Here is a 15,233-nt window from a genome sequence, read left to right on the forward strand (position 1 = left end):
ATAGTATATCCAAGTTAAAAGAATAAAAATGTGATTCAAATCATTATTTCAAAAAATATATAAAAGTTTTTACTCAATCGGCATTTTCAAAAATTTCTCGCAGAATATCTGTATTTTGTACATGGATCTTCTTGTTACCCTCCAGCTTGATTGCACCCTCTGCCTGCAATTCTCCAAGCTTTCGGCTTATGGTCTCTCTTCTTATATTGATATAGGCGGCGATATCCTCTCTCGTCAGCTCTATCGTCTTTCCTTTTATTCGGCTGCTTCGAAGTAAAAGAAAGCCCGCTACCCTTGCCTTGGCATCGTTGACGGACAAGAGCCGGACCAGTTCATTGGTCAGAGAAAGCTTTTCCCCTACTACATTTAATATTTTCACACCGATTTCAGGTCTTTTTAAAATCAAAGCCTGGATATCGCTCTGAGAAATCAAACAGACTCCCGCCTCACCGAGCGGGACGGCATTTGCCCCAAAGCTCTTTCCGCCGAAAATATTTTGTTCTCCGTATATATCTCCATCCACAAGGATATCCAAAACATATTCTTTTCCCTCAAAGGAGTAACGGTTTATTTTTATTTTTCCATAGCGGACAATCATGATTTTATCCGCGGTATCCGTCTCATGAAAAATAGTATCGCCCCTCTTGTAGTCAAGGTGCTGTGCCTTCGCAATCAGTTCCTTTTGTTCCTCAACGGAAAGCGGCTCAAAAAGCGCAATCTTGGAGGTACACAGGTGATTGCATGTCATACAGTTATATTCCATGTTCTGCTCCTTTCCTGTGGTGGATTTTTCTTGTAAAGTTATAAATTTCTAAACATTGTCCCCCTCAATCCCTTTCGAGTGCTTTATATCACCAATGACTTCATTATATATTATTTTAAATCTTGTTGCAGCTTTTATGTATTAATAGATGCATTATTTTGCCTTATGCATCTATGATTGCATATCCTTTACATCTTTTTATATACAACTTTTTGCCCTTAAGAATGGAGTTGCTCAGACTCCTCCAAAAGCTCCAAAATTTTCGGAGTACATCGTCTGCCGCCACAGCTCCCGCTTCCCGCCCCGGTAGCCTTTCGCACCTTTTCCAGCGTATCCGCTCCCTCGGCAATCACCTTTTTCATCGTGCTTTTGTTGATTGCCTTGCAGATACAGACCTTGGTGTACTTGTCCACAATATCCTGATTCATATCACTCATGGCTTTCCTCCCCTTTCTTCTTTAACCTTTTAGATAGCTTTCTCAATACCGACTCCAAGTATTCGCGTTCCTTTTTCTTTAGCACAGAAAAAGCAGTGGTTCCCTCTGCTGATTGGTTTGCAAGCAAGGTATTGCAGTCTTGCAGCAAATAAAGCAGTGTCTTATTTTCCTCTTCACTTATCTGCTTATTAACATTTTGTTTCTGTTTTTTGACTGATTTCACTTTATTTTTCTTTTGCTTCTTTTTTTCCTTCGCCCATGCCTCGCCTTTACTGCAATGAGGATTGTTAAGGGAGCAATGTCTCTTGCAGTGCGGGCAGTGTTCTTGTTTTTTGTTTTCTTTTTTCATCATTTGCCTCCTTAACGAACCTTTTAGATATTTCCATATTACTATATCGCTGTGCTTTTTAGCAACTGACAATAAATGAAACTTATCTTGACTTTTTCTAAAAATTTATGATAGAATACTAAAAGTTTAATCACTGCGTATAACTGTTCAGCGTGAGACCATTTGTTGGTTTCACGCTTTTTTTCGCAGAAAATCAAAAGAAAGCTGAGGATTTAAAATGGATTTTTACATGAAGTTACCTAGAAACAAGAAAGAATTTGCGCTGTTTATGACTGTTATTTCAGTCATTTCGGTAAATATTATTGCGCCGCTTATTACCTGCTTTGAGGCAGGATTTCATCTGTATGTATGGGCAGATGCCCTGAAGGTTATTCCGTTTATATGGCTGAGCGTTATTTCCCTGGTATTGCTGACCTATCGTCCCGCTGAGTGGCTCACCCACAAAATCGTGAAGGACGGCGATAGCTTTAATACTGTGATGCTCGTCAATATCTTATGCACGGTTTTCCTTATGTCTATTTTCCTGACCATAATCGGAACATGGATTGGCACCGGTGCTGTCACCATGCTTCCTATCCGTCGCTTCTTCTATCTGTGGCCGAGAAATTTTTCAATTTCGTTTGCGGTTGAATTATGTATTGCACAGCCGATTGCACGGTGGGTCATACTGCTCAAGCACCGGACAGAGCAAAATTTTTTGATACCCGAAGAATAGCCTTGGTCACAAAAACCCGCCCGGCTTCACCGCCGGACGGGCTCTCATAATCTTTTTATATCATAAACCAGTTTCCTTTATTTCCAAGCGCAAAGCTTCTCAGAAAGGAAATCCGTCACTGCAAAGAGCAAAAAGCCTACAATCGAAATTACGATAATTCCACTGTACATTCCGATGTAATCAATCCTAGACCACGAATCCACAATATAATACCCCATTCCGTATCTTGTTCCATAACCTTCCACAAAAAATAATACGGACACCGCTGTTCCGAGGGAAATACGAAGGCTCGTGAGCAGCTCCGGCAAAATTGCAGGAAGGGTGATGTGGCAAATGACCTGAAGCGGTGAAGCTCCTGCACTGACTGTCACGAGATAAAGGGAGGAATCAATATTTTGAATGCTGTCTCGCACGGCGACAATGACCTGAAAGACAATAATCAAAAATATAATCGCAACCTTCGAGCCGTCACGCATGCCAAGCAAGAGCATGGCAACCGGGAGCAGTGCCGTCTTTGGTATCGGATAGCTGAAATAGACAAGCGGATAAAGCACCTTGTTTATTCCCTTTGAATATGCCATAAGCATTCCGACCGGGACACCTACCGCCAGAGAAAGCGCAAGCCCGATTCCAATCCTCTTGAGGCTGATGAGGATATGTATCAAAATATGGTCCTTCCATACTCTTCCAAAGTTGGCATACACATCAACAGGATTGGGAACTACTGTCGTATTCGCTGCCAGATAGCCGATATACCAGAGAAGATTCAGGAGAAGAAACCCTTCCAGAAAATGAAGGCAATGCGTTCTTAATTTTTTCAAAACTGCACCTCCCTCTCATTCTCATCTGCTTGCAAAAGCTTATGAAGCCGTTTCTTCTGCACAAGAAAATCGCCTTCCTCCGGCTCCATCTCGCCAAAATAAGGATTTTGAATGCGTGCAAGCTGTCTGCCGCCTTCTCTTCCAAGTACAAGAATTTCCTTCCCAAGATACAGTGCCTCCTCCATGCTGTGCGTCACCAGTATCGTAGTCGGCTTCTTCTGACGCCAAATCTTCAAGAAAAGCTCCCAGCCGTCTAAACGCGTAATTGCATCCAAGGAAGAAAACGGTTCATCCATCAGCAAAAGATCCGGCTCCTGCAAAAAAGCGCGGGCGATTGCTCCTCTTTGCACCTGCCCGCCGCTTAACTCGCGTGGGTAGCGCTCCAATAGGGTATCAAGCTGCAGCTCGCGACACATCTCTTCCAGCTCTGCTTTCTTTGCCTCCTCAACATGGCGATTTCGGAGTTTAAGCGGAAGAAGGCAGTTTTGGCGCAGGGTTTTCCACGGAAGAAGACCGCAATTTTGAGGGATAACCGCAATTTTATGAAATTTAGGGTTCAAAGGTACGTTTGCACCTTCTCCCTCCATGTAAACCGCACCGCTGTCAGGCAGGAGCATTCCTGCAAGCACCTGAATCAGCGTTGACTTACCGCAGCCAGACGGCCCTAACACGGCAAGTATCTCTCCCTCCCCCAGATTGAGGGAGAAATCGGAGAGCACCGGCACCTGACTGCCCTTTCTTTTGTAGCTTACGGAAATTTCATCGATTATCAGCATGTTTTTCACCTGTTATTTCGCCTCACTGTAAACATCGTAAGTAACCTGCTCGTAGGTCAAGGAAGCATCACATAATCCTTTTTCACTTGCCCATGCCACGGCTGCCTCAACATCTTCCTTTGGCGGAAGCTGGCTTGTACGGAATGGCTTAATTTCAACTTTACCGATCATTTCCTCCGGATAGCCGACTGCCTCGATTACTGTTTTTTCATATTCGGACAAATCTGTTTCATTCATGTAGTCAACCGCTTCGTTATATGCCTTGTAAAGGTTGCGAATCGCCTCATTCTTGCTGTCCAGTGCGGTCTGTGAAAATGCAGAAACAGCAGGGTAAAGTCCATTCTCATTTGCAGTGCCAAGCTGGATTGCTCCGTCTGCTAAGGCAAGTGTTGCAAAAGGCTCCGGCAAAAGTCCAAGGTCAATCTGGTCATTTCTAAGAAGCTCCAAACGATCCGGAATTCTCGGAACAACCTCTTTTACCACGTCTGCTGCTTCCATTCCATTTGCTTTCAAAATACTGTCCAATGTATATTCAATTAAAGTATTTTCTGAAATTGCAATGCTCTTTCCTGCAATCTGGCTGATATCAGTAATGCCACTGTTTTTACCTGCTACCAGAATATAATCACCGTCTGTGATACCTGTGATTTTTACATCAAATCCAGCATTTTGATACATGCAGATACCTACATAATCGGTAAGCACACCATCCAGTTCTCCTGCCTGAAATGCAGCGTCACGGTCCTTAGCGGAAGTAAACACCTGCAAATCCAGTTCAAAATTATATTTGTCTGCAAGATTATTTTCATTGATAAGTACATAAGGAATAACATCGGAGGATGACATCATACCGATGCGAATCACTTCCTTCGGAGCGTCGGCGGATACCGCCTCCTCCTTTTTTGAGCAGCCTGCTGCTGCAAGCAGCATTGTAAAAACTAACAGTGTTGTAATAATCTTATTTTTCATAGTGTCCTTCCCATCTTTCATAATATTCATTTTCAATTTCTAATGCGTCGAGGGTTTTTCCCACGACAAAATTAATCAAATCATCCATCGTCTGAGGATGGTTGTAAAAGCCGGGCATAGCCGGAAGAATAACGGCTCCCTCTCCTGAAAGCTTTGCCATATTCTGCAAATGTGTGGTGGAGACAGGTGCTTCCCGCGGTACAAGCACGAGCTTTCGCCGCTCTTTCAGCATAACGTCCGCCGCTCTTGTAAGAAGCGTATCCGTTATTCCACATGTGATTTTGGCAAGACTCGACATTGAGCAGGGCACGATTGCCATCCCATCAAATCGGCTGGAGCCACTTGCAGCAGCGGAAAACAGATTGCTGTTATCCTCATGCACAATTTTTGCCTTATTTTTGCTCAAGCGCTCTATCTCCTCGGACAAAGTGGTGCCTGTTTCGTATTTTAACACCTCTTCCCCAAGAGAAGATGCCACAACATGTATCTCCATGTCCCGCATAGATAGCTGCTCCAGCAGGCGTAGAAAATAGATGCTTCCGCTTGCGCCTGTCAGCCCTAAAATTATTTTCTTCATTTTCATCTGTATCCTTTTTGATATTTTTTTAACAAATATTCTCGCGATTTTTTATTATGATGAAGGGTTCAAAAGTATTTTACTCCTTGATACCTACGGATTGTTACGCACTTTGTGCTCCCACAATCCTAAAAACATTCGAAATCCGCCCTATTCGGGCTACTTTCTCATGTTTTGCGGGTCCCAAGGTCATGTGTTTTCATGCAAGCATGAAACGCATGACCTTTTGACTCTGGTATCTATCATACAAACGCGTCCAGCAGTCCAAACACCAGCAAGGTGATGCTGACAAGCTGGTTGACACTGTAGGAGGCAATGTTTACATTAGTGAGGTTTGTCGGCGAAACCATGCGGTATTCTGCGACAAACAGGATTGCGATTATTCCGATGCCGATAAAATAAATAATACCAAACTGCGGCACTAAGATGCCTATCAAAATCAGACAGCAAAGCGTAATGATGTGAAACAGCATCGCAATCATAAGCGCGCCCTTCACACCAAAACGAGCCGGTATGGAGTGAAGTCCGTTTTGTGTGTCAAACTCGTAATCCTGACAACCGTAAATAATATCAAAGCCTGCAACCCAAAGTGTGTTCGCAGCTCCCATTACAAGCGGAATAAACTCAAAGCGCCCTGTCACGGCAAGCCATGCGCCAACCGGAGCGCAGGCGCAGGTCACACCCAGTACCAGATGGCAGAGGTAGGTAAAGCGCTTGCAGTAGGAGTAAATGATAAGTAAAAACAGTGCTATCGGTGAGAGTGCAAAGCAAAGCCAATTTAGCTTGTACGCACCAAACAGCATGGCGATAAAACAGATTGCGGTAAATACAATTACTTCGCCCGATTTCATCTCGCCCTGCGGAAGCTGCCGGCCTGCAGTTCTTGGATTTTTCGCATCAATCTTTGCATCAATAACGCGGTTTATTGCATTTGCACCGGTTCTGGCTCCCATAAAGCAAACCAAAATCCAGATAAGCGTCGAAATCTTCGGAAGTCCTTTGGCGGCAAGAACCATGGAAACCAAGGCAAAGCTGAAGGAAAATATCGTATGTGAAAACATAACAAGCTTTCCGTATGCCTGTATCTTTCTTCCTATCTTTTTAATCAATTCCATATTCTGTCCACCTTTCCGTGACCGCGCGCTTCATTTCCTCTGTCATCTCAATGTCATTCGGCCACTCTCTCGTAAGTCCCTCACTCTTTAATTTTCTTGTCGCGTCAATGCCAATCTTTTGTCCGAGAATTACCAAATCTCTTCCCGCATCAATATTGTTAAATACCTTCCACATCACCGTTGAACTATCCTTTGGATCAACGGTGTTATCCACACAGATAACAAATTTCTCGGGATTTATCCCCATGTATTCCGTCACGGTTTGTTTTCCTTCGAAATCCTTTGTCTTGTTGATTGGCAGAATCACGATTGTGTCCTCCAACCCTTCTTCCGCAGGCAGATTGTTTTTGGTTGCATCTACACCGAGACGGCAGCCGTAAAGTGCCTTGCCGGATGAGTGATCCAGTGCATCCAGCGGACCTTCACAGAAGAAAAGACTCTCTCTTACCTTCACGTTTTTTAGAACCGCTTCCTTCACCTTCTCAAGATTTTGAACATCCACCGTCTCATCCACAGCGACAATAAGCTTTGTGTACATCATCTGCCCCATGCCCCACATCGCATTCATAACCTTGCGTGCCGCGCCGGGATAATTGTTCTTAACCGAAACAATGGCACAGTTGTGGAAAACTCCCTCAAGCGGAAGATTCAAATCAACCAGCTCCGGTATCTGCATCTGCAAGAGAGGCAGAAAAATACGCTCCGTCGCCTTCGCCATATAACAATCCTCCATCGGAGGCTTGCCCACCACAGTCGCAGGATAAACCGCCTCCCTCTTGTGGGTAATACACGTCACATGAAAACGGGGGTAAAAATCCGCCAGTGAGTAATAGCCTGTGTGGTCGCCAAAAGGACCCTCCAGCACCAATTCCTCGGTCGGGTCCACATACCCCTCCAATATAAACTCGGCATCTGCCGGAACATAAATATCATTTGTGACAGATTTCACAAGCTTGACGCCTTTCTTTCGAAGCCAGCCTGCCAGCATCATCTCATCAATTTCCTTTGGGAGCGGTGCTGTCGCGGCATAGGTGATTGCCGGATCACAGCCAAGCGCAACCGAAACCGGCATCTTTTGACCTTTTTCAGCATAGGAAGCAAATATTTTGGAACCATCCTTGTGCTTGTGCCAATGCATCCCTGTGCTTGTCCGATCTAGAATCTGCATCCGGTACATACCGACATTCTGCCGGCGGCTTCCCGCCTCTTTCGTAAATACGAGCGGCAGCGTAAAAAACCTCCCTGCATCCTCCGGCCAGCACTTTAGCACAGGCAAGGAAAACAAATCAGGCTCTCTCTCAATAACCTGCTGGCATTTCCCGCGCCGAAAACTCTTATGCGGAAACACATGCAAAAGCCGAAAAAATCTCGGAATACTTTTCACCAGTCCGCTTATTGAAAAATATTGCTCAAAATTTAAATAGCGGGCAATTTCCTCACCGATATCGTCCAGATTCTCCGCTCCAAGCGCCATGCTCATACGCTTGTAGCTTCCCATTGCATTCATCACAACGGGATATTTTGACCCCTTAACTTCTTGAAACAGCAAAGCAGGACCGTGCGATTTACTCACACGATCCGCTATTTCAGTTATTTCAAGTTCCGGTGATACCGGTACCTTTATTCTCTTTAATTCCCCTTTTGCCTCCAAATCCGTCAGGAAGCTCTGCAAATCTCGATAAGCCATGAAAATACCTCTTTCTTTGCTACTTCGAGATTATTATATATCCAATTGGATAAGTTTGTAAACCTTTTTAGACATTTGAGGGTTTGTTGTATTCTAGTTCTCTAAATCAGCACCGTCGCTCGCAATCACCTTCTTGTACCAATCAAAGGATTTCTTTTTGGAGCGGGCAAGTGTTCCGTTTCCTTCATCATCCCTGTCTACATAGATGAAACCATATCTCTTCTTCATCTCTCCGGTTCCGGCAGATACCAAATCAATACAGCCCCAAGGCGTGTATCCCATCAGATCAACACCGTCTACGTTTACAGCGATATCCATCTGTTCAATGTGCTCTTTTAGGTAAGCAATGCGGTAGTCATCCTGAATACTTCCGTCTGCCTCCACCTTATCAACTGCTCCGAGACCGTTCTCCACGATAAACAGCGGCTTCTGATAGCGCTCCCACAGCGTATTCAATGCAATACGAAGGCCAATGCCGTCAATCTGCCAGCCCCAGTCACTTGCTTTGACATAAGGATTTTTTACACCCATGGAGAAATTACCGCCGATATCCTCTCCTTCTTCCGAAGATACACAACTTGAAGTATAGTAAGAGAAACCAAGGTAATCCACGCAGCCTTCTTTTAGAATCTGATCGTCACCTGCCTCCATTTCAAGCTTTACGCCTTGGCGCTCATATTCCTTAAGCTGATACGCAGGATAATATCCTCTTACCATAACATCGGAATAGAAGTGATATTTTTTGGTATTCTCCATCGCCAAGGCTTGGTCTTGCGGCCTGCTTGTCAAGCCGTAGGTTGCTCCATAAGCAATCATAAGCCCTATCTTGTTCTCAGGGTCAATCTCATGTCCCATTTTTACCACCTTTGCACTGGCAACGAACTGATGATGTACCGCCTGAGCCTGTACCTGAGGTGTCATCTGTGTCACACCGCCTGCAAAAAACGGCAGCATTCCCATAATGTTAATTTCATTGAAAGTCATCCAATATTTTACTTTTCCTTTGTAGCGGGTAAATAAGGTTCTGCAGTAGTTTTCGAAAAAGCCGATGCATCTTCTGTCAAGCCAGCCGCCGTACTTATTTGCAAGTCCAAGGGGAGTCTCATAGTGGGAAATCGTAACTACCGGCTCAATGTTATATTTTCTCAGCTCGTCAAACACGGCGTCATAAAATTTAAGTCCTTCCTCATTTGGCTCTGTCTCGTCACCAACCGGAAATAGTCTTGCCCAGTTGACGGAGAGGCGGAAGCACTTAAAACCCATTTCTGCAAATAACGCAATGTCCTCTTTATAGTGATGGTAAAAATCAATACCGACATGACTTGGATAATACTGACCGTCCTGTAAGCCGCACACAGCGCCTTCCGGCAGTCCTTTGTAAGGCATGATATCCTGTGCACATTCTTCGCCCTCTTTTGTCGTAAAGGTAATTCTTCTGGATACGGTATGGCTTCCCGCTGTCACAACATCAGCAGTGCTCAAGCCCTTACCGCCCTCAAAAACTCCTCCTTCAAACTGATTTGCAGCGGTAGCACCGCCCCATAGAAAATTTTTTGGTAAACTCATTCTTTTCTCCTCCTATGCGATCAATTTCTGTTTCCTGTTAACCAAAGTATAGCATAACCAAAAACTGTTTTCTTTATTTAGAAGGAGTTTGGACCAAACTGTCAGAAAAAGGCTATTCCTTTTGACACTATCGTGTCAGTCCGGAAAGCCTTTTTGTTTTTCTAAGTAATTTCGGTTTCTGTTACACCTTCAAAATTCCGTTTCATTTTCAAATATAGGTCCTTCTGTTTATCATAGCGTTTTACGAGAAGTCCCATATAGATAAGGTCAAAAATATAATTCGTGCTGATTCCGATGGCACTGTGCTCAATGCCTGCCGGAATATTCCCCTCCACCATAAGGACAACCTCATCACAGTGCTGCTTCATCTCCTTTGAGGCAGCTCCCGCAATGCCGACCACATAAATACCATAGCGCTTCAATGACTTCGCAATGTTTATGATGGACGGGTTTCTGCCCGAGAGACTGATCACGATAGCCGCCACCTTGACATTGTTCTTATTTGTTACCCAAAATGCCTCATTGATGGAAGTAAACGCAGAGCTTTCAATTCCGATCGTGCCAAACTTATGCGCCGTTGCCTCTCCAATCGCATAGCCAAGCCCGGAGGAATAAAAATCAATCCGGTCCATCTGGTTGAGCTGGTTCGTAACCCGTTTTATCACATTGTGATCGAGCTGCTCATGCATTTTGGAAAGCACACTCTCATAGAGAAAATCAAGTGTTTTCATATAATCAGAATATTTACTCTTATTGTCGAGAGCGAATAGCGAAGCGGGATCAGGTGCTTTGTTCGCCAGCGCATTCTCCGCAAATATCAGCTTTTTCAATTCCTGATACCCTGTCGTTCCAAGCTTCTTACACAGCCGTATAACGGAGGATTTGCTCGTCAGCGTCTCCCTGGCAAGCTCCTCTGCCGTAAACTGCTGCACCTCCTCCGCATGGCTTAAGATGTAGTCCGCTATGCTTTTTTCACTTCCCGTAAATCCTGACTGATTACGCAGCTTTTCCAGTATCATTTGGTTACCTCTATATTCGTTGGTGTTTTTAATTTCATTTTATCTCGTATCATCTCCAAAGCTTCCTGCCTAAACAGCTTTGTCTCGATAGAATCCGGCGCCGCGACGGCACCCTCCTGCACACTCAGACTGCGGTACTGCTTTGGCGAACATTCATAATGCTTCATAAATACCTGATAGAGATACCGATAGTCGGAATAACCGCATTCCTGACAAATCTCCAGCAGGCTCTTATTTGTATTGCGAATCAAATATTTTGCCTGATTAAAACGAAGCTCTCCAATGTATTCCTGAAAGGAGCGGTTTAAATTTTCCTTGATAAAGCGCGACAGATAGTTCAAGGACAAATTTTCCTCCTTAGCAAGCGATTTTAAGCTTATTTTCTCCATATAATGGTTTTTGGCATAGCGAAGAATCCGCTTTAGGCGCAGTGCCTTTTCTTCATTGCTCTTTTTCTCAAGCTCCGTTGTAATATGGTATGGAAACTCCTCCAACAGCTCTTTGAATATCTGATAAACAAGTGCCGCACATTCCAAGCTGTAATGTTCTCCCTGGCAAAGATAGGCGTTTGACAGCTCAAACATCAGTTTGTGAAGTCTGTCATTCTCATATTTTGCAAGATAAAAGGAGTCAAATTCCAGATAGGAGATATACGGGGCAACGTTTTCAAAAAACTCCGGTGCAATCTGAAGGCAAATCATAAAAGGATTCTGCCCTGCCGCCTCAATCTCATGAACCTGATTGGGGTTAAAAATCACATAGGAGCCGGCTTGAAATGATTTTCGCATCGTTCCCACATGAAAAATTGCCTCACAACCAAGATTGTAAACAAGCTCAAACTCCTTGTGCATATGGGGCGAACGATATTTGATTTTATTGAACAGCAGATTGACCGATTTAATACTATCAGACTGTATAATCTCAAATTCACCTTTCATGTACTTCTCCTCCCTATTATAAATTCTATTATAATAAAAAAACAAAAAAAAGGAAAGCTAAAAGGTAAGATTGTACTATTTTATTGGGTAAGAAAGCCCATGATTTTTTCCCATAAACCGCTATAATAAAGGTAACAGATAACGATAATCATTTTATAAAGGAGGAGCAATATGTCATATTTTAATGTAGGAAAAATCAACTATGAGGGAGCAGAGAGCAAAAACCCGTTTTCCTTTAAGTTTTATAACCCCGAAGAACTTGTGCTTGGAAAACCGATGAAGGACCACTGCCGCTTTGCCATGTCCTATTGGCACACCTTTACTTATATGGGAAACGACCCGTTTGGCGGAGCTACAATGTACCGTCCTTGGGATGTGACGGAAGATTCCGTTGAAAAGGCAATCGAGCGTGTACATGCAGCGTTTGAATTTATGGAAAAGATGCAGATTCCGTTTTTCTGCTTCCATGATGCAGACATTGCACCGAGAGGAAAAACTCTTGCAGAGACAAATGAGATCTTGGATAAAATTGTTGCAGTAATCAAAGAGGAAATGAAGCGCACCGGAATCAAGTGTCTCTGGGGCACAACAAATGCCTTCGGCGATGACAAATTTGTTCACGGCGCAGGAACTTCCTGCAACGCAACTGTATTTGCTTACGCTGCCGCACAGATTAAAAAGGCGATGGAAATTACAAAAGAGCTTGGCGGCGAAAACTATGTATTCTGGGGCGGACGTGAGGGCTATGAGACACTTCTAAACACAGATACCGGTTTGGAGCTTGACAATCTGGCACGCCTTTTGAAAATGGCGGTTGACTATGCAAAGGAAATCAATTTTACCGGACAATTCTTAATTGAGCCAAAACCGAAGGAGCCAACAAAGCACCAGTATGATTTTGACACAGCTACCGTACTTGCTTTTTTAAGAAAATACGATTTAATCGACTATTTCAAGCTGAATATTGAGGCAAATCACGCAACGCTTGCACAGCACACCTTCCAGCATGAATTGAATCAGTGCCGGATTAACGGAGTACTCGGAAGTGTTGACGCCAATCAAGGTGATCCGATGCTTGGCTGGGATACAGACCAATTCCCGACTAACCTTTATGACACCGTACTTGCTATGTATGAAATTTTACTGGCAGGCGGACTGACAAAGGGCGGACTCAATTTTGACTCTAAGGTACGCCGCGGCTCCTTTGAGGAGGACGATTTATTCCTTGCCTATATTGCCGGAATGGATACCTTTGCTCACGGCTTGAAGGTTGCTGCCGCATTGCTGGATGACAAAGTGTTAGAGGATTTCAAGGCAAAACGCTATGCAAGCTACACAGAAGGACTTGGCAAGGACATTGTTGAGGGCAAGGTTGGCTTTAAAGAGCTGGAAGCTTATTCACTTGAGCATGGTGTGACAAAGAACACCTCCGGCCGTCAGGAGATGCTGGAAGCTATTTTGAACCAATATATTGTGAATGTAAAATAAATAAGGTATATACAAGATAAAACAGAGAGGAGTCCGTTGCATTCCCAAAAAATAAGCAACGGACTCCTCTCCATTTTGTTATATCAATCAATAAAATTTCTATTTTTTATTTCAAATAATAATCCAAAACCAGCAAAAATTGAAATAATACTTCCGGCTAAATTCATACTCAGTTCACTCCCTATCCCCCATGAATTGCTTTTAAGTATTAATATTATTCCAAGTAAAAATAAAAAAACCAGTATAAATAATAATGATATTTTAATAATTGTATTTTTTTGCAATATAATTATAATCACCCCCATTTTCTTTTAATTATATTAACGCAGGCAAATTTGTCAAGTATAATCATTTTATAAGAGGTGGCTAGTTCCATTATATAGCTCATATTGACAATCAAATACTACTGCATATCGCATCCATCCATTCAAATAACTCATCTAAATCATAGTCACCCGCATGAAGAACACCCCAAGGCAGGTGATAATCCACCTCGACACCATTGTTTCGAAGAAACAGCGTCAGTATTGCCGATATCGCAAGTGAAGTATCTCTATCCACCGCACCGTGGCGAATACGATAATGTTTCGCCGTGTCAGCCTTGTTATCTTCGATGTAATTCATCGGGTTCATCATCTTAACCTGCTTTTCGTCTGCCAGCTCACCGTTTACAGCACTATGCCTTTTGCTAAACTCTGTAAAATGGCGAAACTCGGTGTCTGCGGTTCCAAACAGCTCATTTTCAGGTGTTCCCATTGAAATGTTATCAAATGCCAGTGTCTCCTTCATTCTGGTTCGGAAAAGCACATATTTTTCAAAGTCAACGGCTGTCACCTTTCCAGCTTCCACGGTCAGAAAGTCAAGGCTTCCGGCTGTTGCCTTATGAGACGGGCTTTGCATATTCCGTAAATCCTTACCAAGGTCCAACACCCGCTGCGCCGATGCCATAATCTGTTTCGTCACAAACTCCTTAAAACTTCCGTCTCCGTCCTCATCCGCTTCCATGACTGCTCCGTCCGCGTCTCTAAGCTTCAGCCCGTTTAAATAAGCCGGAAACAACGCTTTCGCCTCCTTGGAAAGTTCCTGCTGAAGACTCGTCATCTCACCGTCCACCGGTGTCATGGTCGGTCTTACCTCACCTTTTGCAGGCGGACCAAATTTTATTCTGTGGTAATTATTTAAGCCGCAGAACTCCCACTCATACGCCATATCCGCATGGTCTAGGTTGGTGATTGGGCAATAGCAGGAGGACGCAAAAACATCATCTCTCTCCTTAGCCGCACCAAGCTCTTTCAAATACGGCTCGTAGTCAGCATGATTTCCCGTTGCTCCAAGCAAAGAAGAAAGCGCACCGCCGGCACTTGTTCCGTTTGTGATAATCCGTTCCACATCCCCCGGTACCTTTCCCTTGTTATAGCGAAGATAGCGGATTGCCGCCTTCTGATCCACAACACAGGCCGGTGCCGTACCAATGAACTTTCCTTCTTTATTTTTTAGACCTCTGCCCCTCACTCCGGCAGACACAACGACAAAGCCCCGAAGCAGCGCATAAAACGTGGCATTCGTATCTCCCATAAAATTTTTCCCCGGACGCTCGACAGGTCCCGGCATATAGCCGCCCACGGTGTTCGGAAAAAAGATTGGTGCCGTATGTAAATCCCATGCTCCAAAAGTCTTTTCTTCATAATATGCCTCCGGCACAAAAATACTCAGCGAATGATATTTTATATCTACGGGATTTTTCACATATACAATATTTTCAAAAGCGCGGTAAGTCAGCTCCTTGTCATCCAATATCACCGTCTCAACCGTGTACTTTTCATTATCAAACTCTAGCTTATACGCCATATTTACCTCCTCCATTGCCTCACCGATATACTATTATTAGTTTCATTATACGAAATCGGTATTTTGATATCAATTCCATATTAGAGTTGATATATTCCATTTCGGAATACTTCTGCGAGGTACGCATAAATAGTTTTTTATACAATAGGAAGTTCGGAGAACTTT

15 protein-coding genes are annotated in these 15,233 nt (G+C 43.7%); 2 read left to right on the forward strand and 13 right to left on the reverse strand.

From position 1 onward, the window contains the following. Positions 1–73: 73 nt before the first annotated feature. The 3 genes from CTY48_RS03720 to CTY48_RS03730 all read right to left on the reverse strand — a co-directional run bounded on the left by CTY48_RS03720 (position 74) and on the right by CTY48_RS03730 (position 1,549). A complete protein-coding gene (locus tag CTY48_RS03720; RefSeq protein WP_099467170.1) occupies positions 74–763 on the reverse strand; it encodes a Crp/Fnr family transcriptional regulator in 690 nt (229 codons plus the stop codon). Positions 764–981: 218 nt separating this feature from the next. Continuing rightward, positions 982–1,200 (reverse strand): (2Fe-2S)-binding protein, encoded by a 219-nt coding sequence (locus CTY48_RS03725; protein WP_099467171.1) that lies wholly within the window; start codon positions 1,198–1,200, stop codon positions 982–984. Then, the gene (locus CTY48_RS03730) at positions 1,193–1,549 is read right to left on the reverse strand and encodes a hypothetical protein (protein ID WP_099467172.1); all 357 of its coding nucleotides are present in this window, start codon (positions 1,547–1,549) and stop codon (positions 1,193–1,195) included. The genes CTY48_RS03725 and CTY48_RS03730 overlap by 8 nt, the downstream gene beginning before the upstream one ends. A gap of 229 nt (positions 1,550–1,778) precedes the next feature. On the opposite strand from CTY48_RS03730, the gene CTY48_RS03735 reads away from it, so the two are divergent. Beyond that, the gene (locus tag CTY48_RS03735; protein ID WP_331463137.1) at positions 1,779–2,264 is read left to right on the forward strand and encodes a hypothetical protein; all 486 of its coding nucleotides are present in this window, start codon (positions 1,779–1,781) and stop codon (positions 2,262–2,264) included. Between the two features lie 77 nt (positions 2,265–2,341). On the opposite strand, the gene CTY48_RS03740 is transcribed toward CTY48_RS03735, so the two are convergent. From CTY48_RS03740 to CTY48_RS03780, 9 genes are all read right to left on the reverse strand, one after another. After that, positions 2,342–3,085 (reverse strand): ABC transporter permease, encoded by a 744-nt coding sequence (locus CTY48_RS03740; protein WP_099467174.1) that lies wholly within the window; start codon positions 3,083–3,085, stop codon positions 2,342–2,344. Beyond that, a complete protein-coding gene (locus tag CTY48_RS03745; protein WP_099467175.1) occupies positions 3,082–3,861 on the reverse strand; it encodes an ATP-binding cassette domain-containing protein in 780 nt (259 codons plus the stop codon). The genes CTY48_RS03740 and CTY48_RS03745 overlap by 4 nt, the downstream gene beginning before the upstream one ends. Positions 3,862–3,873: 12 nt before the next feature. Further along, complete coding sequence (locus CTY48_RS03750) at positions 3,874–4,830, reverse strand: ABC transporter substrate-binding protein (RefSeq protein WP_180272627.1); 957 nt, start codon at positions 4,828–4,830, stop codon at positions 3,874–3,876. Next, the gene (locus CTY48_RS03755) at positions 4,820–5,407 is read right to left on the reverse strand and encodes a UbiX family flavin prenyltransferase (RefSeq protein ID WP_099467177.1); all 588 of its coding nucleotides are present in this window, start codon (positions 5,405–5,407) and stop codon (positions 4,820–4,822) included. Before CTY48_RS03755 ends, CTY48_RS03750 begins: the two co-directional genes overlap by 11 nt. A 242-nt stretch (positions 5,408–5,649) precedes the next feature. Further along, positions 5,650–6,522: a UbiA-like polyprenyltransferase gene (locus CTY48_RS03760; protein WP_099467178.1), complete on the reverse strand. Its 873-nt coding sequence runs from the start codon at positions 6,520–6,522 to the stop codon at positions 5,650–5,652. Then, positions 6,509–8,209 (reverse strand): menaquinone biosynthesis decarboxylase, encoded by a 1,701-nt coding sequence (locus tag CTY48_RS03765; RefSeq protein ID WP_099467179.1) that lies wholly within the window; start codon positions 8,207–8,209, stop codon positions 6,509–6,511. The genes CTY48_RS03760 and CTY48_RS03765 overlap by 14 nt, the downstream gene beginning before the upstream one ends. Positions 8,210–8,302: 93 nt before the next feature. Next, positions 8,303–9,775 (reverse strand): 6-phospho-beta-glucosidase, encoded by a 1,473-nt coding sequence (locus CTY48_RS03770; protein WP_099467180.1) that lies wholly within the window; start codon positions 9,773–9,775, stop codon positions 8,303–8,305. Between the two features lie 161 nt (positions 9,776–9,936). Next, the gene (locus tag CTY48_RS03775) at positions 9,937–10,794 is read right to left on the reverse strand and encodes a MurR/RpiR family transcriptional regulator (protein WP_099467181.1); all 858 of its coding nucleotides are present in this window, start codon (positions 10,792–10,794) and stop codon (positions 9,937–9,939) included. Then, positions 10,791–11,732: a helix-turn-helix transcriptional regulator gene (locus CTY48_RS03780; RefSeq protein WP_099467182.1), complete on the reverse strand. Its 942-nt coding sequence runs from the start codon at positions 11,730–11,732 to the stop codon at positions 10,791–10,793. Before CTY48_RS03780 ends, CTY48_RS03775 begins: the two co-directional genes overlap by 4 nt. A gap of 171 nt (positions 11,733–11,903) precedes the next feature. Here CTY48_RS03780 and xylA point away from each other — a divergent pair, with 171 nt between their 5' ends. Then, entirely contained in the window at positions 11,904–13,220 is a 1,317-nt protein-coding gene (gene xylA, locus CTY48_RS03785) for a xylose isomerase (protein ID WP_099467183.1), read from the forward strand. A 396-nt stretch (positions 13,221–13,616) separates the two neighbouring features. On the opposite strand, the gene CTY48_RS03795 is transcribed toward xylA, so the two are convergent. Beyond that, the gene (locus CTY48_RS03795) at positions 13,617–15,068 is read right to left on the reverse strand and encodes a subtype B tannase (RefSeq protein ID WP_099467184.1); all 1,452 of its coding nucleotides are present in this window, start codon (positions 15,066–15,068) and stop codon (positions 13,617–13,619) included. Between the last annotated feature and the right edge of the window lie 165 nt (positions 15,069–15,233).

The organism is Konateibacter massiliensis, assembly GCF_900184995.1.
In the GTDB taxonomy this organism is placed as follows: Bacteria; Bacillota; Clostridia; order Lachnospirales; family Lachnospiraceae; genus Lachnotalea; species Lachnotalea massiliensis.

Coding starts and splice junctions, on each gene's coding strand:
- CTY48_RS03780 (WP_099467182.1), bottom strand. CDS start 11,732: ATGAAAGGTGAATTTGAGATTATACAGTCTGATAGTATTAAATCGGTC.
- CTY48_RS03730 (WP_099467172.1), bottom strand. CDS start 1,549: ATGAAAAAAGAAAACAAAAAACAAGAACACTGCCCGCACTGCAAGAGA.
- CTY48_RS03760 (WP_099467178.1), bottom strand. CDS start 6,522: ATGGAATTGATTAAAAAGATAGGAAGAAAGATACAGGCATACGGAAAG.
- CTY48_RS03720 (WP_099467170.1), bottom strand. CDS start 763: ATGGAATATAACTGTATGACATGCAATCACCTGTGTACCTCCAAGATT.
- CTY48_RS03765 (WP_099467179.1), bottom strand. CDS start 8,209: ATGGCTTATCGAGATTTGCAGAGCTTCCTGACGGATTTGGAGGCAAAA.
- CTY48_RS03755 (WP_099467177.1), bottom strand. CDS start 5,407: ATGAAGAAAATAATTTTAGGGCTGACAGGCGCAAGCGGAAGCATCTAT.
- CTY48_RS03750 (WP_180272627.1), bottom strand. CDS start 4,830: ATGAAAAATAAGATTATTACAACACTGTTAGTTTTTACAATGCTGCTT.
- CTY48_RS03735 (WP_331463137.1), top strand. CDS start 1,779: ATGAAGTTACCTAGAAACAAGAAAGAATTTGCGCTGTTTATGACTGTT.
- CTY48_RS03795 (WP_099467184.1), bottom strand. CDS start 15,068: ATGGCGTATAAGCTAGAGTTTGATAATGAAAAGTACACGGTTGAGACG.
- xylA (WP_099467183.1), top strand. CDS start 11,904: ATGTCATATTTTAATGTAGGAAAAATCAACTATGAGGGAGCAGAGAGC.
- CTY48_RS03770 (WP_099467180.1), bottom strand. CDS start 9,775: ATGAGTTTACCAAAAAATTTTCTATGGGGCGGTGCTACCGCTGCAAAT.
- CTY48_RS03745 (WP_099467175.1), bottom strand. CDS start 3,861: ATGCTGATAATCGATGAAATTTCCGTAAGCTACAAAAGAAAGGGCAGT.
- CTY48_RS03775 (WP_099467181.1), bottom strand. CDS start 10,794: ATGATACTGGAAAAGCTGCGTAATCAGTCAGGATTTACGGGAAGTGAA.
- CTY48_RS03725 (WP_099467171.1), bottom strand. CDS start 1,200: ATGAGTGATATGAATCAGGATATTGTGGACAAGTACACCAAGGTCTGT.